24 protein-coding genes and 1 riboswitch are annotated in these 24,592 nt (G+C 73.2%); of the genes, 15 read left to right on the top strand and 9 right to left on the bottom strand.

What is annotated here, in order from left to right:
* From OSR43_RS07850 to OSR43_RS07835, 4 genes are all read left to right on the top strand, one after another.
* Positions 1-927: a type II secretion system F family protein gene (locus tag OSR43_RS07850; RefSeq protein ID WP_302270702.1), complete on the top strand. Its 927-nt coding sequence runs from the start codon at positions 1-3 to the stop codon at positions 925-927.
* Positions 924-2,498 (top strand): sensor histidine kinase, encoded by a 1,575-nt coding sequence (locus tag OSR43_RS07845; RefSeq protein ID WP_302270701.1) that lies wholly within the window; start codon positions 924-926, stop codon positions 2,496-2,498. Before OSR43_RS07850 ends, OSR43_RS07845 begins: the two co-directional genes overlap by 4 nt.
* Complete coding sequence (locus OSR43_RS07840) at positions 2,495-3,148, top strand: response regulator transcription factor (protein ID WP_302270700.1); 654 nt, start codon at positions 2,495-2,497, stop codon at positions 3,146-3,148. Before OSR43_RS07845 ends, OSR43_RS07840 begins: the two co-directional genes overlap by 4 nt.
* Positions 3,149-3,334: 186 nt before the next feature.
* Positions 3,335-3,562: a Flp family type IVb pilin gene (locus OSR43_RS07835; RefSeq protein ID WP_302270698.1), complete on the top strand. Its 228-nt coding sequence runs from the start codon at positions 3,335-3,337 to the stop codon at positions 3,560-3,562.
* Between the two features lie 42 nt (positions 3,563-3,604).
* Here OSR43_RS07835 and OSR43_RS07830 read toward each other — a convergent pair whose 3' ends face one another.
* From OSR43_RS07830 to OSR43_RS07815, 4 genes are all read right to left on the bottom strand, one after another.
* The gene (locus OSR43_RS07830; RefSeq protein WP_302270696.1) at positions 3,605-4,837 is read right to left on the bottom strand and encodes a M48 family metallopeptidase; all 1,233 of its coding nucleotides are present in this window, start codon (positions 4,835-4,837) and stop codon (positions 3,605-3,607) included.
* Between the two features lie 12 nt (positions 4,838-4,849).
* Positions 4,850-5,971 (bottom strand): hypothetical protein, encoded by a 1,122-nt coding sequence (locus tag OSR43_RS07825; protein WP_302270695.1) that lies wholly within the window; start codon positions 5,969-5,971, stop codon positions 4,850-4,852.
* Positions 5,972-6,074: 103 nt separating this feature from the next.
* Positions 6,075-7,058, bottom strand: coding sequence for an NlpC/P60 family protein (locus OSR43_RS07820; RefSeq protein WP_302270694.1), 984 nt, complete (start codon positions 7,056-7,058; stop codon positions 6,075-6,077).
* Positions 7,059-7,070: 12 nt separating this feature from the next.
* Positions 7,071-7,237: riboswitch (cyclic di-AMP (ydaO/yuaA leader) on the bottom strand.
* A 199-nt stretch (positions 7,238-7,436) separates the two neighbouring features.
* Positions 7,437-7,643, bottom strand: coding sequence for a hypothetical protein (locus OSR43_RS07815; protein ID WP_302270693.1), 207 nt, complete (start codon positions 7,641-7,643; stop codon positions 7,437-7,439).
* A gap of 109 nt (positions 7,644-7,752) precedes the next feature.
* Between OSR43_RS07815 and OSR43_RS07810 the strand changes: the two genes are divergently transcribed.
* The gene (locus tag OSR43_RS07810) at positions 7,753-9,165 is read left to right on the top strand and encodes a hypothetical protein (protein ID WP_302270691.1); all 1,413 of its coding nucleotides are present in this window, start codon (positions 7,753-7,755) and stop codon (positions 9,163-9,165) included.
* Here OSR43_RS07810 and OSR43_RS07805 read toward each other — a convergent pair.
* Positions 9,158-10,414, bottom strand: coding sequence for an NYN domain-containing protein (locus tag OSR43_RS07805; RefSeq protein ID WP_302270689.1), 1,257 nt, complete (start codon positions 10,412-10,414; stop codon positions 9,158-9,160). The genes OSR43_RS07810 and OSR43_RS07805 overlap by 8 nt on opposite strands.
* Before the next feature lie 91 nt (positions 10,415-10,505).
* Between OSR43_RS07805 and OSR43_RS07800 the strand changes: the two genes are divergently transcribed.
* Genes OSR43_RS07800 through OSR43_RS07790 form a run of 3 tightly spaced genes read left to right on the top strand, consistent with a single transcriptional unit; the run spans position 10,506 to position 13,239 of the window.
* Positions 10,506-12,287 (top strand): DEDD exonuclease domain-containing protein, encoded by a 1,782-nt coding sequence (locus OSR43_RS07800; protein WP_302270687.1) that lies wholly within the window; start codon positions 10,506-10,508, stop codon positions 12,285-12,287.
* 32 nt (positions 12,288-12,319) lie between these two features.
* A complete protein-coding gene (locus tag OSR43_RS07795; protein WP_302270685.1) occupies positions 12,320-12,598 on the top strand; it encodes an Lrp/AsnC family transcriptional regulator in 279 nt (92 codons plus the stop codon).
* A gap of 14 nt (positions 12,599-12,612) precedes the next feature.
* Positions 12,613-13,239: a GNAT family N-acetyltransferase gene (locus tag OSR43_RS07790; RefSeq protein ID WP_302270684.1), complete on the top strand. Its 627-nt coding sequence runs from the start codon at positions 12,613-12,615 to the stop codon at positions 13,237-13,239.
* On the opposite strand, the gene trpD is transcribed toward OSR43_RS07790, so the two are convergent.
* Positions 13,236-14,261, bottom strand: a complete 1,026-nt coding sequence (trpD, locus tag OSR43_RS07785; protein ID WP_302270683.1) for an anthranilate phosphoribosyltransferase — start codon at positions 14,259-14,261, stop codon at positions 13,236-13,238. The two genes, OSR43_RS07790 and trpD, sit on opposite strands and share 4 nt — an antisense overlap.
* A gap of 1 nt (position 14,262) precedes the next feature.
* Complete coding sequence (locus tag OSR43_RS07780) at positions 14,263-14,685, bottom strand: hypothetical protein (RefSeq protein WP_302270682.1); 423 nt, start codon at positions 14,683-14,685, stop codon at positions 14,263-14,265.
* A gap of 59 nt (positions 14,686-14,744) precedes the next feature.
* Here OSR43_RS07780 and OSR43_RS07775 point away from each other — a divergent pair, with 59 nt between their 5' ends.
* The gene (locus OSR43_RS07775; RefSeq protein ID WP_302270680.1) at positions 14,745-15,218 is read left to right on the top strand and encodes a hypothetical protein; all 474 of its coding nucleotides are present in this window, start codon (positions 14,745-14,747) and stop codon (positions 15,216-15,218) included.
* Positions 15,219-15,227: 9 nt separating this feature from the next.
* Positions 15,228-16,544, top strand: a complete 1,317-nt coding sequence (locus OSR43_RS07770) for a hemolysin family protein (RefSeq protein ID WP_302270679.1) — start codon at positions 15,228-15,230, stop codon at positions 16,542-16,544.
* Here OSR43_RS07770 and OSR43_RS07765 read toward each other — a convergent pair.
* A complete protein-coding gene (locus OSR43_RS07765) occupies positions 16,528-17,469 on the bottom strand; it encodes a cytochrome c oxidase assembly protein (protein ID WP_302270678.1) in 942 nt (313 codons plus the stop codon). The genes OSR43_RS07770 and OSR43_RS07765 overlap by 17 nt on opposite strands.
* A 92-nt stretch (positions 17,470-17,561) precedes the next feature.
* On the opposite strand from OSR43_RS07765, the gene OSR43_RS07760 reads away from it, so the two are divergent.
* The 5 genes from OSR43_RS07760 to OSR43_RS07740 all read left to right on the top strand — a co-directional run bounded on the left by OSR43_RS07760 (position 17,562) and on the right by OSR43_RS07740 (position 23,188).
* Positions 17,562-18,182 carry a heme-copper oxidase subunit III gene (locus tag OSR43_RS07760; RefSeq protein ID WP_302271631.1) on the top strand — a complete coding sequence of 207 codons (621 nt, stop codon included), beginning with the start codon at positions 17,562-17,564 and terminating at the stop codon, positions 18,180-18,182.
* Positions 18,183-18,251: 69 nt separating this feature from the next.
* Complete coding sequence (locus OSR43_RS07755; protein ID WP_302270676.1) at positions 18,252-19,127, top strand: c-type cytochrome; 876 nt, start codon at positions 18,252-18,254, stop codon at positions 19,125-19,127.
* A complete protein-coding gene (locus tag OSR43_RS07750) occupies positions 19,124-20,266 on the top strand; it encodes a Rieske 2Fe-2S domain-containing protein (RefSeq protein ID WP_367891519.1) in 1,143 nt (380 codons plus the stop codon). Before OSR43_RS07755 ends, OSR43_RS07750 begins: the two co-directional genes overlap by 4 nt.
* A gap of 2 nt (positions 20,267-20,268) precedes the next feature.
* Positions 20,269-22,023 (top strand): ubiquinol-cytochrome c reductase cytochrome b subunit, encoded by a 1,755-nt coding sequence (locus tag OSR43_RS07745; RefSeq protein ID WP_302270674.1) that lies wholly within the window; start codon positions 20,269-20,271, stop codon positions 22,021-22,023.
* A gap of 124 nt (positions 22,024-22,147) precedes the next feature.
* Positions 22,148-23,188 carry an LLM class flavin-dependent oxidoreductase gene (locus tag OSR43_RS07740; protein WP_302270673.1) on the top strand — a complete coding sequence of 347 codons (1,041 nt, stop codon included), beginning with the start codon at positions 22,148-22,150 and terminating at the stop codon, positions 23,186-23,188.
* 19 nt (positions 23,189-23,207) lie between these two features.
* Here OSR43_RS07740 and OSR43_RS07735 read toward each other — a convergent pair whose 3' ends face one another.
* Complete coding sequence (locus OSR43_RS07735) at positions 23,208-24,458, bottom strand: Ig-like domain-containing protein (protein WP_302270672.1); 1,251 nt, start codon at positions 24,456-24,458, stop codon at positions 23,208-23,210.
* Positions 24,459-24,592: the final 134 nt, after the last annotated feature.

The raw sequence follows: 24,592 nt of genomic DNA, 5'->3' as shown, positions 1-24,592 counted from the left end.
ATGACGCTGCTCCTCGTGCTGGGCGCCGTCCTGGTGCTCGTCGCCATCCTGCTCGTCGGCTCGGCGCTCGCCCCCGACGAGGGCCGCACCTCGGGCGTGACCCGCTCCCTCGCCGCCATCCAGGCGATCGGCTCGGCGCCGCAGGCGCTGCGCGACGAGCTCGACCGGCCCTTCGGCGAGCGGGTGCTGGAGCCGCTGCAGGCCCGGGCGCTGCGGATCGGTCGCCGGCTCTCCGGCGCCGACTCGGCCGAACGGATCCGTCGCAAGCTGGACCTGGCCGGCAACCCGCGCGACTGGTCGGTCGACCGGGTGGTGTCGGGCAAGGTGATCGGCGCGGTGGCCCTGACCCTGGTCGCCGGAGCAGTGGTGCTCGTGCTCGGGGTGTCGCTCCCCGTCGCCGTGGTCCTGCTGCTCGCCGGGCTGGTCGTCGGGTTCTTCGTGCCCGACCTGTACCTCTACCAGAGGACCTACGAACGCACCGAGCGGATCCAGCGCGAGCTGGCCGACGCGATCGACCTGATGACGATCAGCGTGGAGTCCGGGCTCGGGTTCGACGCCGCGGTCCAGCAGGTCGCGCGCAACACCGACGGTCCCCTCGCGGAGGAGTTCTCGCGGGTGCTCCGCGAGATGCAGATCGGCGCCGGCCGGGCGAATGCCCTGCGCGCCCTGGGGGACCGGACCAACGTGGCCGACCTCAAGGCGTTCGTCGGGGCGATGGTCCAGGCGGACTCCTTCGGCATCCCGATCTCGCAGGTGCTGCGCGTGCAGTCGGGCGAGATGCGGGTCAAGCGCCGCCAGCGCGCCGAGCACAAGGCGCAGCAGGTACCTGTCAAGATCACCGTGCCCCTCATCTTCTGCATCCTCCCTTGCCTCTTCATCGCGGTGATGGGGCCCGCGGTGATCAGCATCATGGAGAACATGGGATGACCTTCCCGGACCTGCCGTTCGCGCGACTCACCCTCGCCGCACGCGGGTTCGTGCTGCTCTTCCTCTTCGTCACCGCGCTGGTCGACCGGGACGAGGAGATGCTGCTGGCGCTGATCGCCATCGGCTGTGCCTGGGTCGTCGTCCAGCTCGCCGAGTTCCGCCCGCGCACGTCGATCGTCTTCGCCACGACCTTCGACGCCGTGGTGGTGGGCCTGGTCTGCGGAGTCGCCTCGGCCGAGAGCCTGACCGTGTTGGCCGCCCTCGCCGTGCCGCCGTTCACCGCCGGCCTGCACCGCGGGGCCGTCGGCGTCGCGCTGGCCATGTCGGCCGAGCTCGTGGCGCTGGTCGGCTTCGCGGTGGTCTCCGGCGACGGGCTGTCCGATCCGCAGTGGCTCGGGGTCTTCACGTGGAGCGTCACCGGACTCGGCCTCGGCCTGATCGCGACGTTCCTGCACTCCGCGATCGAGCGCTCCACCGACCCGCTGGCGCCGTACCACTACGCACAGACCCTGCTGCGCCAGCTCATCGACCTCTCCGGCGGCCTCAGCTCCGGGCTGGACCCCAACGCGCTCGGCGGCGCGATCATCAGCACCGTCCGCGACGAGCTGCCGATCGCCGCCCTCGTCCTGTACGTCCCCCGCGGCGACTCGCTCACGCCCCTGGTGGAGAAGAACCTCGAGGGCGAGACGGCCGACTGCGAGGACGTCGCGGCCGAGGCGTGGGCGCGCGGGGAGAACGTCGTCGACGGCCGCTCGTTCGCGATCCCGCTCGACGACGCGGCCGTGGTCGCCGGCGTGCTGTCGGACCGGCTCGACCCCGGCCGGCTCGACCTCGGCGACCGGATCCGCAAGCTGCAGCGCCGGCTGGCGCCGAGCGCCGTGCACCTCGACACCGCCCTGCTCTTCGCCTCCTTCCGCGACGCGGCGACCGCCGAAGAGCGCCGGCGCCTCGCGCGGGAGATGCACGACGGTGTCGCGCAGGACATCGCCTCCCTCGGCTACCTCGTCGACGCCCTGGCGGCGCAGCCGTCCTCAGCGCAGCAGGCCGAGCGGATCGCGCTGCTGCGCGACCGGGTCAGCCACGTCGTGGGCGAGGTCCGCCAGTCGGTGCTGACCCTGCGCACGAGCATCGGGGAGAGCGAGAGCCTCGGCGCCGCGATCGGCGCGATCGCCCGCAACCTCAGCGAGGTCTCCGGCGTGCCGATCCAGGTGACCCTCGAGGAGCACACCACCCGCCTGCGGCCCGAGGTGGAGGCGGAGCTCTTCCGGATCACCCAGGAGGCGATGAACAACGCCATCAAGCACGCGCAGGCGTCGGTCATCGACGTCCACTGCCGGGTGCACGCGCCCCGCGCGATCATCACGGTCTCCGACGACGGCCGCGGCATGCAGCAGGCGCGGTCGGACTCCCACGGCCTGGAGATCATGCGCGAGCGGGCGATGCTCATCGGCGGCAGGCTGAGCATCGACCCCGTTCACGGTGGCGGCTTGATGGTCACCGTGGCGGTGGGTACCGACCCCGAGCCCCCGATCAGCTCCGAGCAGCCCAGCGAAGAGAAGGTGAAGGCATGAGCGACCGGAACATCAGCGTGCTCCTCGTCGACGACCACCAGCTGATCCGCGACGGTCTCTCGGGAGTCCTCGACCTCGAGCACGACATGTCCATCGTCGGGGTCGCCGCGACGGTCGCCGAGGCGATGGCCTCCTACGAGCGGCTCTCCCCCGACGTGATCGTCACCGACCTGCAGCTGCAGGACGGCACGGGCCTCGACATCGTCCGCGCGGTCCGCAAGCGGAGCAACGACACGGGCCTGATCGTGCTGACGATGCACTCCGGCGACGAGCAGATCTTCGCCGCGATGCAGGCCGGCGCCTCCGGGTTCGTCGGCAAGGACGCGCCGTCCGGCGAGGTGGTCAAGGCCGCCCGGCACGCTGCGGTCTCCCCGCGGTCGTTCATCTGCACCGGCCTCGTCGGGGCGATGATGCGCCGCCAGGCCGGCGAGTCCACCAAGCTCTCCGACCGGGAGCACGAGGTGCTCCTGCTGCTCGCCGACGGGCTCGGCGCCGCCCAGATCGGCGAGAAGCTCTACCTCAGCGAGTCGACCGCCAAGTCCCACATCGCGAAGATCTACCAGAAGCTCGGCGCGGCCAACCGGGCCCAGGCACTGGTCACCGCGATGCGGATCGGGCTGCTCTCCAGCGTCAAGCCCGCCGACTCCTGAGGTCGCGCCGCGCGGACGGGCCACGACGGCCGAGGTGGGGAGGTAGTCCGTTCGGACTACCGGACTCCGGACGGTGACGGGATTCGCCGGGGCGCCGATCCCGGCAGGATCTTCCTCGTGAGGTTCTTCGGCCTCACGCCGGAGAACCACCCCCCGCACAGCACCCCCTCAAGGAGATCCTCGGTCATGGTCGACTACCTGCGCATGCTCATCAACGCCCGCCTCGCCCAGATGGAGGAGCGCGGCGCCTCCGCCGTCGAGTACGGCCTGCTCATCGCCGGCATCGCGGCGCTCATCGTCGTCGCGATCTTCGCCCTCGGCCCCATGGTCCAGGGGGCGTTCGAGGACACCTGTTCCTCGATCGCTTCGAACGACACCGACACGACCACGACTTCGGGCGACTGCACCGACTGACGTCACCTGTCGAGGGCCCGCGGTATGTGCCGCGGGCCCTCATCAATTTTGAGGACCAGGACTCGTCAACGCCAGTCGGTCGACGGTCGTCGGGTGGCTGCCGAACCACCACTGGCTCCACACCGGCGGCGTGACGTCGGCGAGCGACCGCTCCGCCAGCCGCACCTGCATCTCCGCGAAGGCCTCCGGGGCGCTCACGCGCAGCGCGTCCACGTCGGCCCGGGTCTCGATCTGCCGGCTGATCCCGTTCTGGACCGGGCTGGCCAGGAAGCCGCCGACCGCGACCAGCGCGAGCGCCACCGGGACGACCGCGGCCCGGCCGGGTGCGGGCCACCCGCACCGGGCGAGGAACCCCAGGCAGAGCGCCAGCAGGCCCACGCCGGCCACCGCGCCGGCCGCCCCGAGCGCGGTGCCCACGAGCACGTCGTCGTGCTGGGCATGGGCCAGCTCGTGCGCCACCACCGACAGCGCCTGGTCGACCGGCAGGTCGTCGACCAGGGTGTCGTAGACGACGACCCGACGCGTCGAGCCGAAGCCGGAGACGTAGGCGTTCAGGGCCGACGTACGACGTGAGGCGTCCACCACCAGGACGTCGCCAATCTCGACGCCCTCCTGGTCGGCCAGCTCCACGATCCCCTGGCGCAGCGGCCCGTCCGGGAGCGGCTCGAAGGAGTTGAACGCCGGCTCGACGACCACCGGGTAGACGAAGGACCCGAGGACCACGAGCGCCGCGACGAGCAGCCCGGCGACCGCCGGCCACGCTCGCGGCAGCCGGCGGGCCAGCCCCACGAGCAGCACGAGGGCGACCGAGGCGACGACGATGCCGAGCGCCTCGTTGCGCACCAGGTCCGCGGTGTACCCCGCCCAGGAGCGGGTCGAGAGCCCGTGGTCGCGGCGGAGCTGCTCGAGCGCGACGCCGAACGGCAGCGTCACGAGCCGTCGCAGCACCTCCACGGCCGCGACGAGCACGACGACCTGGACCCACCACGGCCCCGGCACCCGGTCGGCCCACGCGCGGCCCCGTCGGCTCAAACCCAGCCAGCACGCCACCGCGATCGACACCGCCAGCGACGACCAGCTCCAGGCCCGCGCCCAGCGCGAGAAGTCCTCGGCCCGCGCGAGCTGCTCGGCGCTGAACCAGTCCTCGGGGCGCACCGGCTCCACCGGCCCGTCGGGCACCGGGCTCCACGGCACGAGCCACCAGGCCAGCAGGACGAACGCCACACCTCCTCCGACCAGCAGCACCCAGGCGGTCCGTCGGGCGGTCGGCGTCACCCGAGCAGTCTCTCAGGCGGCCAAGGCGGCCAGCCGGCGCTGCCACGCCCGGGTGAGGTCGGCCTCGCTCCAGCCGGCGACGCGGCGCAGCGCCCGGTCGAGGCCGTCGCGCTCGACCGCGCGGTAGAGGTCGACCAGGCCGGTCTCCCCCACCCGCTCGGCCAGCACGGTGCAGGCCAGCCAGGCCGCCTCGTACGACGCACCGAGGTGGGTCGTGCCGGTGTCGAACTCCGCGGGGCCGGGGAGCGCCTCCGGCAGCCCCTCGTCGCGGACCTGGGCGATCACCTGCGCGGCGGTGGTGCTGAGCGGAAGGTCGACGTCACGCAGGGCGACGTAGTCGGCGAAGCCCTCGAGCAGCCACAGCGGGGAGCCGCTCAGCGGCGCGCGGGTCGCCACGTGGGCGGCCTCGTGGCTCAGCACGACCTGCGCCCCCTGCGGACGCAGGGTGCCGAGCACCTCGGGGTTGACGAAGACGTGCAGCGGGGCCTCGGGGGCGAGCGAGCCGTCGGGCGAGGCCGTCACCGCGGCCACCCCGTCGTAGGTCCCGTCCTCGGCGCCCAGCAGGTCCCCCAGGCCGTCGGCGGAGGCGGGCGCCTCGACGACCAGCCGCGGCCGCCACCGGTCGAGCACGCGGCGGACGACGGGCACCGCCGCCTCCGCACGCCGGGTGACGCCGGCGAGGTCGGCCCCGGGTGCGGCCACCACCAGCACCTCGGGGGTACGACGCACCTCGACCGGGCCGGTCAGCCACAAGGGGGTGCGCCCGTCCCCGCCACCGATGTCGGTGACCACGGCCTCCCCGGCAGACCCGTCGCCGGCGGAGACGGTCATCTCGACCTCCGTGCGGGCCGGCGCGCGGTCGAAGCCGGCGAACCGCCAGGTGACCGAGACCGCGGCGCGGACCCCCTCCTCGGACCGGCCGACCCGGTCCACGTAGCGCAGGTCGAGGTCGCGGACCTCCAGCCGGGCCGCGTTGCCGACGAGGTGGTCGACCGCGGCGACGGCCGGTGCGCCGTCGTCGCCGGAGAGCACGGCCTCCCGCAGCCGGTCGAGCGCGTCGTCGATGTCGGCGGGCCCCAGCGCGGAGGCGGACGGCGCGCCGGGGGTGGCGACGTAGGTCCCGTCGCGCAGCACCAGCCAGGTCGTCGTGGCGCCCGCGACGAGGAGGAGGGCGAGGAACGCGACGAGGCCGGCCGCCCACCGACGTGGGCGACCGGCCTCGTGGGCCGTGCGGGGCTCAGCCAGGGCGGACGGCCCCGACGTACGGCATCGAGTGGAGCGGCGCGGTCGTGACGCCACTGCCCGGGTTGGCCGCGTGCACGATCATGCCGCCGCCGATGTACATGCCGACGTGGCTGATCGGGCTGTAGTAGAAGACGAGGTCGCCGGGCTGCAGGTCGCTCTCGGCGACCTGCGGGCCGGAGGAGTACTGCGCGCTCGAGGAGTGCGGCAGCGAGACGCCCGCCGCGTTCCAGGCCATCATCGTGAGCCCGGAGCAGTCGAACGCGCTCGGCCCGGCGGCGCCGTAGACGTAGGCGTCGCCGACCTGGGACATGGCGTAGGCCACGGCGGCACCGGCCCGGCCGGAGGCGGGCACGGTCGCCGGCGGGCGGGTCGTGTCACGGGAGACGACGGCCTCGCGCTCCTCGGCCTCGAGCCGGTCGAGGAGGCCCTCGGCCTCGGCGAGCTTCTCGTCGATCTCGGCCTTCTCGTCGGCCAGCTGGTCCTTGACCTCGGCGACCTGGGCGGCCCGCTCCTCGGTCGCGTCGCGGCGGATGTCGAGGGCCTTGAGCTCGGTGGTGTAGTCACCGAACATCTGGTCCTGGAGGTCGTCGAAGGCCGACATGGTCGACAGCTCGGACAGGAACCCCTGCGGGTCGTCGGAGACGATGACCTGGCCGACGGCGGAGAGGCCCTGGCCCTGGTACTGGCGGACCACCGAGCGCTCGACCTGCTCGCGGACGCCCTCGAGGCGCTCGCCCTGGCGGTCCTCGTCGGCCTCCAGCGAGCGGAGGTCGCGGTTGAGCTCCTCCAGCTCGATGCGGGCGTCGTTGAACCGCTCCGAGGCCTGCTCGGCCTCGTGGAAGAGCCGGTCGACCCGGGCCTGGACGTCGCCGACGTCCGGCTCGGCCTGCGCCGGCCCCGAGGGACCGATGCCGATGACGCCGACGATGGCGAGCCCGGTGAGGGCTGGGACAAGTCGCTTCCGACCGTTGAGCACGAGCGGGCGGTCTCCTCGGGTGTCGTACGCCTACCGGGTGAGCTGACGGGTTCGGGCACGACAGGCCCTACGACCGCTCCCCGCCGCTGTGCGGCGACTCACGGACGATTCACCCCAGAGGCGCTGCACGCAGCGCCGGTGGTTCCCCGGCTCCCGGTCCGCCGCAGCGGCCCGGAACTCGACGCGGTGCCCGCGCGGACCGGTTGGTCCACTGCCACGGGCACCTGAGCCAGACAGGTTAGTCGTGGCGGGCGCGCCCCGCGAATCTTCCCGGGTATGTCGCCGTGGTTTCCGGGGAGGACGGGCCAGTCTTTACCTTTCCGTCGCCACACCGGTCACACCAGTCACTCCTGTGACGGGTGCCCGGTGCGGCGGCGGTCAGGCCGACTCCACGTCGTACCCGTCCACCGGTCGCACCAGCCGCAGCGGGGGCACCAGCCCTCCCTGGGCCAGGACGTCGAGCGCCTGGCGCTCGTCGTCGTCGAACGTCAGCTCCGGCGGCGGGCCCAGCAGCACCGTCACCACGCAGTCGTGGCAGGCCAGACCCCGCACCACGCAGGTGTCGCAGTCGATCCGTGTCGTCATGCGGGCCACCGTGGCAGCGACCACCGACAACGCCCGGTCCCCTCCTCCGATCGGGCACTCCACCGCCGTTCCGGCAGCACACCCGGCGCGCGCCGCCTACCGTGCCTGCGTGGCCGCCTCCCCCCGCTCACGCTCGTCCGGCGCACGACTGGTGCCGCCCGCCCTCGCCGGCCTCGCCGCCGTCGTGTACGCCGCCACCGCCGACCGCTCGATCGGCATGAACGACGTGACGTCCGCGGCCGTCGGTGCCTGGCGGCTCGCCTCGGCGGGGACGCCGTGGCTCGACGGGGTGGACCTGGCCGGACTGGACTTCAACGAGGAGCACCTCTGGGTCGGCGAGGCGGAGAACGGCCACGTCGCGGTCCTCCGCTCCCCCGGCGCCGTCGCCATGGGCGTCCCGGCGTACCTGCTCGCACGCACCGGCACCCAGCCCGAGGACTTCGTGCGCTGGCCGGGCGCTGTGTGGGCCGCGCTGCTCACGACGCTGGCGCTCGTCCTCCTCTGGCGCGGCCTGCGCCGTCACCTGCCCTCCCCGTGGGCGACGGCCGCCGTCGGCGTGCTCGGCTTCGCCACCCCGGTCTGGACGGTCGCCGCGAACGGGCTGTGGACCCACACCCTCACCGTCCTGGGCATCGCCGGGATGGTGTGGGGGGCCGCGACCGGCCGGTGGTGGCTCGTCGGGCTCTTCGGCGGGATCGGCCTCTGGGGTCGTCTGCACGTGGCCCTGGTCGTCGCCCTGCTCGGGCTCGGCGTGGCGGTGTGGCGGCGCGACCCGCGCATCGCGGTCGTCGTCGGCGGGGTCAGCGGCTGCTTCCTCGCCCTGGCCGCGGCGTGGAGCCGCTGGATGTACGGCGGGTGGGACCCGCAGGGGCCCTACCCCTCGCCGACGCAGTACGCCGGGCAGGCCACCGACACCGGCGTGTGGGACGCGGTGACCAACCAGCTCGGCCTCTGGGTGTCGGCGGACCGCGGCCTGCTCGTCTGGAGCCCCGTGCTGGTGCTCCTGCTCCCCGCGGTGGTCCGGTCCTGGCGGGACCTGCCGGACTGGACGCGCGTGCTCGCCGTCGCGGGGCTCGCGTACGGCGCGGTGCAGGGCCAGCTCAACGAGTTCGACGGCGGGTCCGGCTACTACGGCTACCGGCTGACCCTCGAGGTGCTCGCGTGCCTGTTCCCGGCCTACGCGCTCGCCGCCCACCGGGCCGGCCGCGTGGCCCGGCCCCTGCTGGGACCCCTGCTCGGGGTCTCCGTCGCGGCGATGGCGGTCGGCGCGACGTCGGAGGGCTTCCTCGTCCAGGAGGCCGACGCGTGGACCGACAACTCCCTCGCCCTCGCGTTGCGCACCTTCCCCGCCCTGTGGCTGTGGCTCGCCCTCATGGCGCTCGTCGGCCACCTGGCGGTGCGCGTCTGGCAGGAGCGCGGCCTCGACCGCCTCCGCTCCGCCGCGACCTCGCCGACCCCGCCGACCACGCGGACCACGCGGACCACGCAGGGCACGTCGTCCAGGTCCGGCGCGCTCAGCTGATCAGCGCCGCGAGCGCGTCGACCGAGGCGCCCCGGGCGCCGGCGCGTGTGACGTCGGCGAGGACCGCCTGGTCCCCCGTGACGACCACCACCACGCGGCCGGGAGGCTCGGCGCCGACCAGGTCGCGGATCACGTCGTCGGCGATGACGCCCTCGGGGCTGAAGTAGACCCGGACGCCCCGCGGCGTGGAGACCACCGGCCGGGCCCCGCTCGCGTTCCCCGCGTCGAAGACCACCGTGGTGTCGACGCCGGTCCGCGCGACCAGCGGCGCCAGCCCGTTGACCAGCCGGATCCGCTGCGCCTCCAGCGGCGAGGTCGGCCACACCGACTTGCTCACGTTGTAGCCGTCCACGATCAGCCGGGCGCGCGGCATCGCGAGGTACTGCTCCAGCAGCCCGGCCGACGCACCCGTGAGCACGCGGGCACCGTCGGCCACGCCGGGCGAGAGACCGGCCTCGACCCGGTCGCCGGGCGCGCCGGTCACCGTCGGCAGCGCCAGCTCGCGGCGCAGCCCCGCCGCCGCGTCGATGACGGTCTCGAGCAGCACACGGGCCCGCACGGTCGCCTCGTCCCGCTCCGCGCGTACGGCGCGCCGGTCCGCCGACGTGCCCGCCTCGAGCTCGGCGACGCGGGCGCGCAGCCGGCGCACCTCCTTCTCCTGCGCGGCGGTCAGGTCGCCGGCGTCGCGGCGCAGCGCGGCGACCTCGGCGGCGGCCTGCTCACCGGCGGCCCGGGCGGCCCTCTCGGCGGCGCGGGCCTCGCCCAGCCGGCGCCGGAGCGTGGTGTTCTCCGCCTTGACCTCGTCGAGCTGGGCCCGGTGCATCGCGCGCTGCTCCCGGGCGGCCCGGTCGGCGGCGTCGAGCCGCTCGCGCAGCCGCACCACCTCGGTCTGCTCACGGCTGGGGGCCGCGGGTGCGACCTCGGCCAGCGCGCTGGCCAGGTCCTCCTCCCAGGCGCCCGCGCGCAGCAGCCAGGCCACCGCGGCGCGGTCGGCCGCCGTCGTGGTGCTCGGCGGCTGGACCACCAGGTGCGAGGCCACGCGGCCCCGCAGGTCCTCGTCCCGCAGGGCCGTCGTGATCGCCGTCGTCCCGAGCCTCGCCCGCCGCGCGGGCGCGAAGGAGGCCACCCGGCGCAGCGACGGCGGCAGCTGCCCGAGCGCCGGGAGCACGTCCGCCGTCAGCGCCACGACCCGGGCGCGCACGGGCTCGGGCAGCTGGGCCAGCGGCACTGGCGACGACGAGGTGGGCACGAGGGGACTCCAGACGGGCGACGGCGGTCACGACGAGCCTATTCCGCGTGCCGCCACGGCATTGTCGGTGGCCGCACCTACCTTCGGCCCCATGAGCAGCGCCGTCCGGACCGCGCCTGCGCAGTGGGAGTCGCAACGCAGCTTCGACGAGCTGGGTCGCCCGCTGCGGGGCACCACCTTCACCGTGGTCGACCTCGAGACCACGGGCGGCTCCGCCGAGGGCGGCTCGATGATCACCGAGATCGGTGCGGTCAAGGTGCGCGGCGGCGAGGTGCTCGGCGAGTTCCAGACGCTGGTCGACCCGCGCCTGCCGATCCCGCCGTTCATCGCGGTCCTCACCGGCATCAGCAACGCCATGGTCGCCGACGCGCCGCCCATCGAGTCGGCCCTGCCGGCCTTCCTGGAGTTCGCCGCCGGCACCGTCCTGGTCGCGCACAACGCGCCGTTCGACATCGGCTTCCTCCGCCACTTCTGCGAGCAGCAGGGGCGGCCGTGGCCGGGCTTCGAGGTGCTCGACACGGCGCGGCTCGCGCGCCGGGTCATCACCAAGGACGACGCGCCCAACTGCAAGCTCTCCTCCCTGGCCCGGGCCTTCGGCTCGACCACCACGCCCAACCACCGGGCGCTCTCGGACGCCCGGGCGACCGTCGACGTCCTGCACGGGCTGATGGAGCGGCTCGGCGGGCTCGGCGTGCACACGCTCGAGGAGCTGCAGACCTTCTCCGGGCGGGTGAGCACCGCCCAGCGGCGCAAGCGGCACCTCGCCGAGGGCCTGCCGCACGCCCCGGGGGTCTACCTCTTCCGCGACCATGAGCAGCGGGTGCTGTACGTCGGCACGTCCAAGGACCTGCGGACCCGGGTGCGCACCTACTTCACCGCCTCCGAGACCCGCTCGCGGATGGGCGAGATGGTCGGGATCGCCGACAGCGTGACCGGCATCGAGTGCGCCACGCCGCTGGAGGCCGAGGTCCGCGAGCTGCGGCTGATCGCCGAGCACAAGCCGCGCTACAACCGCCGCTCCCGCTTCCCGGAGAAGACCACCTTCCTCAAGCTCACCCGCGAGCCGTGGCCCCGGCTGTCCCTGGTCAAGCGCGTCCTGGACGACGACGCGGACTACCTCGGCCCGTTCTCCTCCCGCAAGGTCGCCGAGAAGTGCCTGGCCGCCCTGCACGACACCTTCCCGCTGCGGCAGTGCTCGGACCGGTTCGGCCGGACCCCCTCGCGCACGCCGTGCGTGCTGGCCGAGCTCGGCCGCTGCCTCTCCCCCTGCGACGGGACGGTCGACCACGACACCTACGCGGCCGTGGTCCGGCAGCTGCGCGACTCGCTGCTGCGCCGCCCCGACCGGGTCGTCGAGCAGGTGAATGCCCGGATGGAGGCGCTCGCCGCCGACGAGCGCTTCGAGGAGGCCGGGGTGCACCGCGACCGCCTCGCCGCCTTCATCCGCGCCGCGAGCCGCACCCAACGGCTCAGCGCGTTGACCCGCTGCCCCGAGGTCATCGCCTCCCGCCGCGGCGACGACGGCCGCTGGGCGGTCCACGTCGTGCGGTACGGCCGGCTCGCCGCGGCCGGGGTGATCCCCGCGGGCGCCGATGCCCACGCCTACGTCGCGTCGCTGCGGGCGTCCGCCGAGACCGTCACCGGGGGGCCCGGCCCGGTCCCGGTGGCGACCGCCGAGGAGACCGAGAAGATCCTGCGGTGGCTCGAGTCGCCGGGCATCCGCCTCGTCGACGTCGAGGGCGAGTGGAGCTGCCCGGTGAGCGGCGCGACCCGGCACCTCGCGATCCACGACGCCGTGAGCCGCTCCCGCGCCGAGCTGGTGCCCTTCGACGACCGCCGCGACCTCGCGCCGGTGCACCGGCCGGCGCGCTGAGCCCCGGACCCGGTCCCGGCTAGGGTCTGCCCATGATCACCGCCATCGTCTTCGTCAAGGCAGACGTCGCCCGCATCCCCGAGGTGGCCGAGGCGATCGCGGCCCTCGACGGGGTGAGCGAGGTGTACTCGGTGACCGGCCAGATCGACCTCATCGCGCTCGTGCGGGTCCGCGACCACGACGACGTCGCGAACGTCGTGGCCGACCGGCTCAACAAGGTCGCGGGCGTGACCGCCACCGAGACCCACATCGCCTTCCGCGCCTACTCCCAGCACGACCTGGAGTCGGCGTTCTCCCTCGGCCTCGACTAGGCCCGGCCACCACCGTGGGCTGGCTCGGTGACCACTGGCTCGACCTGGTCGGCTGGGGCGGCAGCGCGCTGCTGGTGTACTCGCTGCTGCAGGCGCGGGTGCTGCGCTTCCGCACGCTGAACCTGGTGGGCTGCCTGGTCCTGCTGGTCTTCAACGCCCTGGTCGGCGTGTGGCCGATGGTCGGCATGAACGCCGTCCTCGCCGCGATCAACGTGTGGTGGATCCTCCGCCTGGTCCGCGAGCGCCACGACGAGGCAGCCTTCGAGGTGGTCGAGGTCCGGCCCGAGGACGCCTACCTGCGGCACGTGCTGCGCACCCACGCCGCCGACATCGCGCGGTTCCAGCCGGACTTCGACCCGGCCCCCGCCGGCGCCCAGCACGCGTTCGTCGTGCTCAAGGGCGACGAGACCGTCGGCGTCGTCGTGCTCCGCGAGGACGGCGACGTCGCGCACGTCCAGCTCGACTACGTCACGCCGCGCTACCGCGACTTCTCACCCGGGGAGTTCCTCTGGCGGCGCAGCGGCGTGCTGCGCGACCTCGGGTTCCGCCACGTGCTCACCCCGCCGGGGATGGTCGGCGCCTACTACCCCCACCTCGGGTTCCGCGAGCACGGCGGCGGGCAGTACGTCCTGGACCTCTAGGCCGAGGTGGCGGCGACCCAGCGCTCGAGGGTCGCGGCGGCGGCACCCGTGTCGATGGCGTCGACCGCCCGGCGGACGCCCTCGGCGAGCGACTCCGCGGCCGGTGCCGACGGCGAGGCGTGCACGGCCAGGGCGGCACCGGCGTTGAGCACCACCGCGTCCCGCACGGGGCCCCGGTCGCCGGCCAGCAGCCGGCGCACGACCTCGGCGTTGTGCGCGGCGTCGCCACCGCGCAGGTCCTCGGCCGTCGCGGGTGCCAGGCCGTACGTCGCCGGGTCGACGGTCTCGGTGCTGACCTCGCCGCCGTGGACGCGCCACAGCCGCGACGTGGTCGTGGTCGTGAGCTCGTCGAGCCCGTCGTCGCCGCGGAACACCCACGCGTCGACGCCCCGCGCGGCGTACACCCCCGCCATCACCGGCGCCATCCGGGCGTCGGCGCACCCGATCGCCTGCGCGGCGGGACGGGCCGGGTTGGTGAGCGGGCCGAGCAGGTTGAAGGTGGTGCCGATGCCCAGCTCGCGGCGCGGGACGGCCGCGTGGCGCATCGCGGGGTGGAACGCGGCCGAGAAGCAGAAGGTGATGCCGGCCTCGACCGCCACCTCCGCCACCCGCTCGACCGGCAGGTCGAGCCGGATGCCGAGCGCCTCGAGCACGTCGGCGGACCCGGACTTCGAGGACGCCGACCGGTTGCCGTGCTTGACGACCGGCGCACCGGCGCCGGCCGCCACGATCGCCGACATCGTGGAGATGTTGACCGAGAAGGACCGGTCACCGCCGGTGCCGACGACGTCGAGCAGCCGACCGGGCACCGAGATCTGCCTCGCCTTGGCGAGCATCGCGTCGGCGAGGCCGCGGACCTCCTCGGTCGTCTCGCCCTTGGCGCGCAGCGCGACGGCGAACCCCGCGACCTGGGCGGAGGTCGCCTCGCCGCTGAGCACCTCGTCCATCGCCCAGGCCGTCTGCGCTGCGCTCAGGTCCTGCCCGGCGACGAGCGCGCCGAGGACCTCGGGCCAGGTCGACACCTCAGGCGGAGGTGGTGGGAGCGGGGACCCGCGCGCGCAGCAGACCGACGACGGTCTCGGCGAGCTGGACCGGGTCGAGCGGGTGCGGCACCGCCGCCTCCGCCCGGGACCAGGTCGCCAGCCAGGCGTCCTGCGGCCGCCCGGTCAGCACCACGACCGGCGGGCACTGGTAGATCTCGTCCTTGAGCTGCTTGGCGATGCCCATCCCGCCCGCGGGGACGGCCTCGCCGTCGAGGACGACCAGGTCGATGTGGCCGGCGTCCATGTTCTGGATGACGACCGGCTCGGTCGCGACCTGGACGTACTCCACCTCGGGCAGGTCCGGGTGCGGGCGACGGCCCAGCGCCAGGATCACCTGCTGGCGGGTGTTCACGTCGTCGCTGTAGACGAGCACCTTGAGCGGGGCGGTCGCGGAGTCGGTCACGTCGGGGATCGTACGACGCGGGCCGGTCCCCTGCCCACGACCCTCCCTAGAGTCCGGACGTGCCGACCACGACCCTGACCCGCACCTCCACCCTGCCCCGCCCGGCCGCCGAGGTCTGGGCGCGGGTGACCACGCCCGCCGGCATCCGGCACGAGATGCGGCCGCTGCTGTCGATGACGATGCCGCCGCGGCTGCGGGGCGGCACGCTCGACGACGCCCGCCTGCTGCTGGGGCGCCCGCTCGGGAAAGCATGGCTGCTGGCCGGCGGCGTCGTGCCGGTCGACTTCGACGACATGACGCTGGTGGCGCTGGAGCCCGGCCGCCGTTTCCACGAGAGCTCCCGGATGCTGCTCTTCCCGCGCTGGGAGCACGAGCGCACCGTCGACCCGGTCGACGACGCCTCCTGCACCGTCACCGACCGGCTCGTGCTGGAGCCGCGCGTCCCCGGGACCGGCCACGTCGTGGACCGGTTCTTCGCCCACCGGCACCGTCGCCTGGCCGCGTGGGCGAGCCGGTCAGGACCGGCTCGCTAGGTTCGCCGCGTGGACTCCGAGACCTTCGTCAACCTCGGCCTGGTGCTGCTGTTCGTGCTCGTCGGCGGCGTGTTCTCCGGCACCGAGATCGCCCTGGTCTCGCTGCGGGACAGCCAGGTCTCGCGGATGGAGCGCGAGAGCGCCCGCGGCGCCCGGGTGGCGCAGATCGCACGGGACCCCAACCGCTTCCTGGCCGCCGTCCAGATCGGCGTCACCGTGGCCGGCTTCTTCTCCGCGGCGTACGGCGGGTCGACGCTCGCCCCGGACGTCGCGCCGTACCTCGTCGACCTCGGCCTGGGCAGCGGCGCCGCCGACACCGTCGCGCTGGTGGCGATGACGCTGCTCATCGCCTACTTCTCCCTCGTCCTCGGGGAGCTGGTCCCCAAGCGGATCGCGCTGCAGCGCTCCGCGCAGGTGTCCAAGGTCGTGGGTCCGCCGCTGGACCGCTTCGCCACCGTCATGCGCCCGGTCATCTGGCTGCTCTCGCGCTCGACCGACGCCGTGGTCCGGCTGCTCGGCGGCGACCCGGACGCGACCAACGACGAGCTGTCCGAGGAGGAGCTGCGCGACATCGTCTCGACCCACGAGGGCCTCGACGAGCAGGAGCGACGGATCCTCGGCGACGTCTTCGCGGCCTCCCGCACGAGCGTCAAGGAGGTGATGCGTCCCCGCCACGAGGTCGCGTTCCTCGCCGGCGACCTGCCCCTGTCCGCCGCCGTCGAGCGGGTCCGCGACCTGTCGTGGTCGCGCTACCCGGTGACCGGGGAGGGCGGCTTCGACGACATCACCGGCTTCCTGCACGTCCGTGACCTGCTCGACCTGCGCGACGGCGACCCGCGCCTGGTCCGCGACGTCCAGCGCGAGGTGCTGGTCCTCCCGGGCACGAACCTCGTGCTGCCCACCGTCACCCAGATGCGCCGCGAGGGCGTCCACCTCGCCGTGGTCGTCGACGAGTACGGCGGCACCGACGGGATCGTCACGCTGGAGGACCTCGTCGAGGAGATCGTCGGCGAGATCCGCGACGAGCACGACGCCCCCGAGCCGGAGGTCCGCGACGACGACGGCTCGCTGCTGCTCGAGGGCGGGCTCAACATCGAGGACTTCGCCGAGCGCACCGGCGTCGAGCTCCCCGACGGCGACTACGAGACCGTCGCCGGGTACGTCGTCGCGCGGCTCGGCCGGATCGCCGAGCCCGGCGACACCGTGGAGGTCGGGGAATCCTGCCTGCGCGTGGCCGCGACCGACGCGGCCCGGGTCACCCGGATCGCTGTGCTCCGCGAGGAGGACCGCGAGCAGGCGGCGGGCGCTGCTACGGACGCCCGCTGAGCTCGCGGGCGCGCGCCCGCTCCTCGCGGTCCAGGCGCCGGTCCTCCCGCTTGGCCTCCTGCATCGAGGACCGCACCCACTGGGCGAAGAGCACCGCGAAGAACGCCAGCCCGATCAGGTCGCCCGAGCCCCACAGGATGCCGCCGGCCAGATGCTGGTCGTCGGCCATGTCGGGCAGCCAGGAGGCCATCGGCCCCTCGCGCAGCTCGCGGTAGTGCTCGCCGCCGATCAGCTCGGACTGCCCCATGATCGTGACGCCGAGGAAGGCGTGGAACGGCAGCGTCAGCACCGTGAGCAGCACGCGGAACGGGTAGCCCACGCGTCCGGGCACCGGGTCGATCCCCATCAGCGGCCAGAAGAAGAGCGAGCCGACCAGCACCAGGTGCAGGTGCATCATCTCGTGGACGTACGTCGAGGCCAGCGACGCGTCGTACCAGCCGGTGAAGTAGAGCGCCCACGGCGAGATCACGTAGAGCGCGAAGGCCAGCGGCGCGAAGGACAGCACCGCGGCCACCTTGGAGTGCAGCACCGCCAGGAGCCACCGGCGGGGCGCGGCCGGGAGGGTGCGCAGCGCGAGGGTCACCGGGGCGCCGAGCGCCAGCGCGAGCGGCACGACCATCGACAGCACCATGTGCTGGACCATGTGCGCGCTCAGCAGGGTGGTGTCGTACGCCGCCAGGCCGGACGCGGTCGCGACGTAGAACGCACCCATGCCGACCCCGACGAACGCGATCGTCCGGCCCACCGGCCAGCGGTCCCCTCGGCGGCGCAGCTTGGCGACGGCGAGCAGGTAGAGACCGGCCACCCACACGGTGAGCACGGTCGAGACGGGAGCCCAGGACCACTGCGTGAAGAACGCCCCGAGCGTGGGCTCGGGAAGCTCCGGTGCGGCGGTCAGGGCGACGAGGAATGCAGCGCCGGACACGCTGTGAACTTTATGACCCCCACCTGAGAGGGGCCCGTGGTGCCCTCGGCGACCACCCGGGACATAATGGCGCCGTGGCGACCACAGCAACCATCCCGGCCTCCCGCCTCCACGGGCATCACGACCGTCCCAGCATGGTCAGCGTGGGGACCATCATCTGGCTCTCGAGCGAGCTGATGTTCTTCGCGGCCCTGTTCGCGGCGTACTTCACGATCCGCTCGGTGAGCCCGGAGCTGTGGAGCCAGAACACCGCTCTCCTCGACGTCCCGTTCGCGGCCGTCAACACCACGATCCTGGTGCTCAGCTCCCTGACCTGCCAGCTCGGCGTGTTCGCCGCCGAGCGCGGCCAGGTGGGCCGCACCGGGTCGGTGCTGAACGTCCGCGGCTGGGGCCTGCGCGAGTGGTTCCTCCTGACCTACGTCATGGGCGCCATCTTCATCGCCGGCCAGGCCGTGGAGTACGCGAACCTCATCCAGGAGGACGTCACCATCCCGGCCTCGGCCTACGGGACGATGTTCTACCTGACCACCGGCTTCCACGGGATCCACGTGGCCGGCGGCCTGATCGCCTTCCTGTTCGTCCTCGGGCGGACCTACATCGCTCGGAAGTTCACCCACGAGCAGGCCGTCAGCGCCATCGTCGTCTCCTACTACTGGCACTTCGTCGACGTCGTGTGGATCGGTCTCTTCGCGACCATCTACCTCGTCAAGTAGCTACGAACACCTCGTAGCACGCAACCAGCAGCAGCCCCGCCCACCCGCAAGGACCCCGAGGATCACAACGTGCGTCTCCTGAACCGTTCCGCAGGTCGACTCTCCCGGCACCGCCGGGGCCCCCTCGCGGGCGTCGTGCTGCTGCTGCTCGGCCTGGTGCTCACCGGGAGCCTGTACGCCGCGTTCGCGCCGGCGCAGGCGACCTCCGCAGAGAGCGACGCCGAGCAGGTCGCCAAGGGCCGCGAGCTCTTCCTCGTCGGCTGCGCCTTCTGCCACGGGCAGAACGGCGAGGGCATCCTGACCGAGCGCGGTGACACCCAGCTCGGCCCGCCGCTCGTCGGCGTCGGCGCCGCGGCCGTCGACTTCCAGGTCGGCACCGGCCGGATGCCGATGACCCAGCCCGGCCAGCAGGCTCCCGACAAGGAGCCCGTCTACTCCCAGGACGAGATCGACGCCCTCGCGGCGTACGTCGCCTCGCTGGGCCCCGGCCCGGCCATCCCGGACCCCGAGGACTACAGCCTCGAAGGCCTCAGCGAGGAGGAGCGCGAGGAGGCCATCGTCCGCGGTGGCCAGATCTTCCTCACCAACTGCACGGCCTGCCACAACTTCAACGGCGCCGGCGGCGCCATGCCGCGCGGCGGGTACGCCCCCTCGCTGCACGGCACCGACCCCAAGTACATCTACGAGGCCATGCTCACCGGCCCCCAGCAGATGCCGAACTTCTCCAACGGCAACCTCACGCCCGAGGAGAAGCGCGACGTCATCAACTACCTCGAGTCGATCCGCGAGACCCCTGAGTACGGCGGTTTCGGTCTCGGTGGTCTCGGTCCGGTGAGCGAGGGCCTGTTCGCCTGGCTCGTCGGCATCGGCGGCCTCGTCGGGTTCGCGATCTGGATCGCTGCCCACACCACGCGCTCCACGAAGAAGAAGGGACAGGCGGCGTGACCGACGCCCGCGACCACGAGTCGCACGAGAACGACCCGCACGAGGGCGAGTCGTCGCAGAACCTCCCCGACGCCCCGGGCGGCTCGTCGCCCGTGGTGCCGGAGTCGGCCGAGCCGATCCCGGACCCGGGCCTGCCGCCCCACGAGTGGCGTCCCACGGACGTCGACCCGCGCCAGGAGAAGCGTGCCGAGCGCCAGGTCGCCGGCCTCTTCGGCCTCTCGGCCCTCTGCGTCCTCCTGTTCCTGGTCGCGTACTTCGCCCTGGACATCAAGGACGACCACGACATCGTGGGCAACTACGGTGCCTCCACGGTCGCGCTCGGCACGACCCTGGGCCTGGCCCTGCTGCTCATCGGCGTCGGGATCATCCAGTGGGCCCGCAAGCTCATGGGCGACCACGAGATCAGCGAGCTGCGGCACCCGGCGAAGTCCTCCGACGAGGACCGCGCCGCCACCCTGGCCGCGCTGAACGCCGGCGCCGAGGAGTCGGGCATCACCCGCCGGCCCCTGGTCCGCAACTCGCTGCTCGGTGCGGTCGGCCTCCTGGGCCTGCCCGCCGTCGTGCTGCTGCGCGACCTCGGCCCCACCCCGGGCCAGGTCACGAGGGAGGGCAACTACCCGGGTGCCGGCCTCGAGCACACCGTGTGGACCAAGGGCATGCGCGTCGTCCGCGACGTCGTGGGCACCCCGATCCGCGCCGCCGACCTCGAGATCGGCGACCTGGTCAACGCGGTGCCCGAGGCCCTGTTCGCCGTCAACGAGGAGGGCGAGCCCGAGATCGAGGGCGTCGAGCTCCAGGTCGCGAAGTCCAAGGCGGCGGCCATCGTCGTCCGCATGGAGCCCGACGAGATCATCCCCGGCGAGGGCCGCGAGAACTGGTCCGTCGACGGCGTCATCTGCTACTCCAAGATCTGCACCCACGTCGGGTGCCCGATCTCCCTGTACGAGCGCACCACGCACCACGTGCTGTGCCCGTGCCACCAGTCCACCTTCGACCTCGCGGACTCCGCGCGGGTCGTCTTCGGCCCGGCCGCCCGTGCACTCCCCCAGCTACCCTTGGGCGTGGACGAGGAGGGCTACCTGGTCGCACTCAGCGACTTCACCGAGCCGGTGGGCCCGAGCTACTGGGAGCGTGGCTGACAATGAGCATCGACACGAGCAAGGTCGCCACGAGCAACAGCTCGGCGGCGATCGCCAAGAAGCCGGGCCGGGCGGGCATCGTCGCCAACTGGGCCGACGAGCGTCTGGGCCTGGCGACGGCCATGAAGAAGAACCTGCGCAAGGTCTTCCCCGACCACTGGTCGTTCATGCTGGGCGAGATCGCCCTGTGGAGCTTCGTGGTCCTCCTGCTCTCGGGCGTCTTCCTGACGCTGTGGTTCAACCCGAGCATGGGCGAGATCCACTACGAGGGCTCCTACGACCAGCTGCGCGGCATCGCGATGTCCGAGGCGTACGCCTCCAGCCTCGAGCTCTCCTTCGACGTCCGCGGCGGTCTGCTCATGCGGCAGATGCACCACTGGGCGGCGATGCTCTTCATCGCCTCGATGATGATCCACCTGCTGCGCGTGTTCTTCACCGGCGCGCACCGCAAGCCCCGCGAGATGAACTGGGTCATCGGCTGCCTGCTGCTGATCCTGGGCACGCTCGAGGGCTTCACCGGCTACTCGCTCCCCGACGACCTGCTCTCGGGCACCGGCGTCCGCGCCGCGGACGGCTTCATGAAGTCGATCCCGGTTGTCGGCACCTACATGTCGTTCTTCCTCTTCGGCGGCGAGTTCCCCGGCGACGCGATCATCCCGCGGCTCTACACCATCCACATCCTGCTGATCCCGGGCCTGCTGCTCGCGCTGATCGCGGCGCACATGCTGCTGCTCGTGTACCACAAGCACACCCAGTGGCCTGGTCCCGGCCGCACCGAGCAGAACGTCGTGGGCTTCCCGATGCTGCCGGTGTATGCCGCGAAGGCCGGCGGCTTCTTCTTCATCGTCTTCGGCGTCGCCGCCCTCATGGGTGGTCTGCTGACGATCAACCCGGTGTGGAAGTTCGGCCCCTACGACCCGACCAAGGTCACCGCGGGCTCGCAGCCCGACTGGTACATGGGCTGGCCGGACGGCGCGCTGCGGATCATGCCGGGCTGGGAGTCGCACTTCTGGGGCACGACCTGGTCCTGGAACGTCTTCCTGCCGATCATCGTGCTGCCGGGCCTGCTGTTCACCGTGCTGCTCCTCCTGCCGTTCCTGGAGGCGTGGATCACCGGTGACAAGCGCGAGCACCACCTGCTCCAGCGCCCGCGCAACGCCCCGACCCGCACCGCGGTGATGGTCGCGCTGATGACGCTCTACGGCCTCTTCTGGGCCGCGGGCGGCAACGACATCATCGCGATCAAGCTGCACCTGAGCATCAACCAGATCACGTACTTCATGCGTGCTGCGGTGTTCATCGGACCCGTCATCGCCTTCATCATCACCCGCCGCTGGTGCATCTCGCTCCAGCGCCAGGACAACGAGAAGCTGCTGCACGGCTACGAGACGGGCGTCATCATGCGCTCGCCGGAGGGTGGCTACAGCGAGCGGCACCTGCCGGTCGACACCGCGAAGGCGTACGCGATCACGGCTCGTGACCGCGACCCGGCGCTCCTCGGCGGCACCACCAGCTCCTTCGACCCCAACGGCGTCCCGGCGCCCAAGGGCCGGCTGAGCGGGCTCCGCACGAAGCTGCAGACCCTCTGGTACGCCGACAACGTGCAGAAGCCGACCGCGGCCGAGCTCGAGGAGGCGCACCACCACGCCGCCGAGGAGCACTCCGCCCACGGCGAGCTCGAGGGCGTCTCCGCCGACGGTCACCAGTTCGACGGCCACCACGCCGTCGAGGGCGACTCGCTGCGCGGGGACCACTGACGCCGAGGCGTCACCAGGAGCACCAGCACCACGGGTCGAGGGCCCCGGACCGCACCAGCGGCCGGGGCCCTCGCCCTTTCCCCGGGGACCTCCCGGCCACGCCGCCACGCACGACAGGAGCACCATGGACATCCAGCTCGGGCTCGACACCTTCGGCGACGTCACCGTCGGCCCCGACGGTGCCCTCCTCCCCCACGCGCAGGTGGTGCGTGACGTGCTGGAGCAGGGCCGCCTCGCCGACGCCGTCGGGGTCGACGCGTTCGGCGTCGGTGAGCACCACCGCGACGACTACGCCGTCTCGGCACCCGACATCGTGCTGGCCGGCCTGGCCACCACCACCGAGCGGATCCTGCTCGGCTCGGCCGTGACGGTGCTCAGCTCGGACGACCCGGTGCGGGTGCTCGAGCGCTTCGCCACCATCGACGCGCTCTCCGGCGGCCGGGCGGAGGTGACGCTCGGGCGCGGCTCCTTCACCGAGTCCTTCCCGCTCTTCGGCTTCGACCTCGCCGACTACGAGGTGCTCTTCAGCGAGAAGCTGGACCTCTTCGCACGCCTCCGGGCGGCCGCCGCCGAGGGCCGTCCGCTGAGCTGGGAGGGCAGCACGCGCCGCCCCCTGGTCGACGCGCAGGTCTGGCCGCGGCCCGCCGAGCCGCTGCGCAGCTGGGTCGCCGTCGGCGGCTCACCGGAGTCCGTCGTCCGGGCGGCCCGGTACGGCCTGCCGCTCATGCTGGCGATCATCGGCGGCGAGCCGGCCCGCTTCGCGCCGTACGTCGACCTCTACCGGCGGGCCCTCGACGAGCTCGGCCAGCCGGGGCTGCCGGTCGGGGTGCACTCCCCCGGTTTCGTGGCGCCCACGGACGCCGAAGCCCGCGACCGCCTGTTCCCGCACTTCAAGGCCAACCGGGACCGGATCGGCCGCGAGCGCGGCTGGCCGCCCGCCACCCGCGACCAGCTGGACGCCGAGGCCGACCACGGCGCGCTCTTCGTCGGCTCCCCCGAGACGGTGGCGCAGAAGATCGCCGGCACCGTGCGGACGCTCGGGATCGACCGCTTCGACCTCAAGTACTCCCACGGCCCGCTGCCGCACGAGCACCTGATGGAGTGCATCGGGCTGTACGGCACCGAGGTCGCGCCACGGGTCCGGGAGCTGCTCGCCACCGGCTGAGGGGCGGCGCGGGCCGGGGTCAGCCGAGCGCCGAGCCCGCGCGGTACTCGCCCCAGGAGGCGTTCCAGTCGCCGTACCCGTTGTCGAGGGTCATCTGCCGGTCGGTGCCGACGTACTCGACGACATCGCCGCGGCGGCTCATGGCGTAGAGCCAGCCGGCGTCGGCGGTGCTGAGGCCCGTGCAGCCGTGACTGACGTTGGCGTAGCCCTGCGAGCCGACCGACCACGGCGCCGCGTGGATGAACTCCCCGGAGTACGTCAGGCGCATCGCCCACTGCACGTCGTCGATGTCGTAGGCCTCCGCGCTGCCGGCGGCGATGCCGACGGTCTCGGAGTTCATCCGCTTGACGTCGAACTTCTCGATGATGACCTTGGTGCCCGAGCGGGTGGTGAACCCGGGCTTGCCGGTCGTGACCGGGATGGTGCGCAGGAGCTTGCCGTTGGAGAAGACCTTCATGTGGTGGGCCTGGGCGTCGACCCGGTAGACGTGCGCGTCGCCCACGGTGAAGTCGACCGTCCGGCTCATCTGGCCGTAGATGCCGCCGCCGGCGGGCACGCTGTTGACGTCGACGTCGACGCTCACCTCGGTGCCGGGCTTCCAGTACTTCTTCGGCCGGTAGTGCACCTCGTTGTCGCTCATCCAGTGCCACGTCCCCGGCTGCGCCGGGCTGGTGTCGACCGAGAGGTGCCTCTCGATGGAGGCGCGGTCGGTGACCGGGACGTCGAAGGTGACGATGACCGGCATGCCGACGCCGACGGTCTCGCCGTCGAGCGGGGCCACCGAGGGGTAGGTCTGCTGGTCCAGGGTCAGGTCCGCGGTGCGGAAGCGGACCGTGCGCCGCGCGGTCGCGCCCGCGGCGTCCTCGACCCGGGCGCGCAGGAGGTAGTCCGTGCCCGGCTCCAGCCGGTCGTCCGCGCGCCAGGTGGTGCCGTCCTCGGCGATGGCGCCCTCGACGGGTCCGGCCTCCTCGGTCGGGCCGCCCGCGGGCGCGAGGGCGACCGACCGCAGCTCACCGTCGGTGACGTCCAGCTCGACGACCCGGTCGACCGGGACGGCGCGGGCGCCGCCGCGGACGTTGACCTCGATCCGTGCCGCGGGAGTGCTCTCGCCGGCGGCCGCGGTGGTCTGCGCGCCGTCGGGCCCCTCGGCGGTCGCTCCCCCGCTGCTGTCGCACGCCGCGAGGAGGGAGGCGGAGAGGGCCAGGGTCGCAGCGACCGCTGCGCCCCGACGGGCGCGCGCTCGGCTGGGTCGGACACGACGCTCGGACATGCAGGACTCCACGGCGGTTCGGGGGGAAGGCTCCGGCGCGGGGCCGGCGTGCTCCTCGAGGTTAACGGCTGACACAGAGGAGACGCGAAACCCCGCGCCCGGGTTGCGTCCGGGTCGCGGGGTCTCGTGGGAGC

The organism is Nocardioides sp. Arc9.136, assembly GCF_030506255.1.
In the GTDB taxonomy this organism is placed as follows: Bacteria; Actinomycetota; Actinomycetes; order Propionibacteriales; family Nocardioidaceae; genus Nocardioides.
This window is presented reverse-complemented; position numbering and strand designations above follow the sequence as displayed.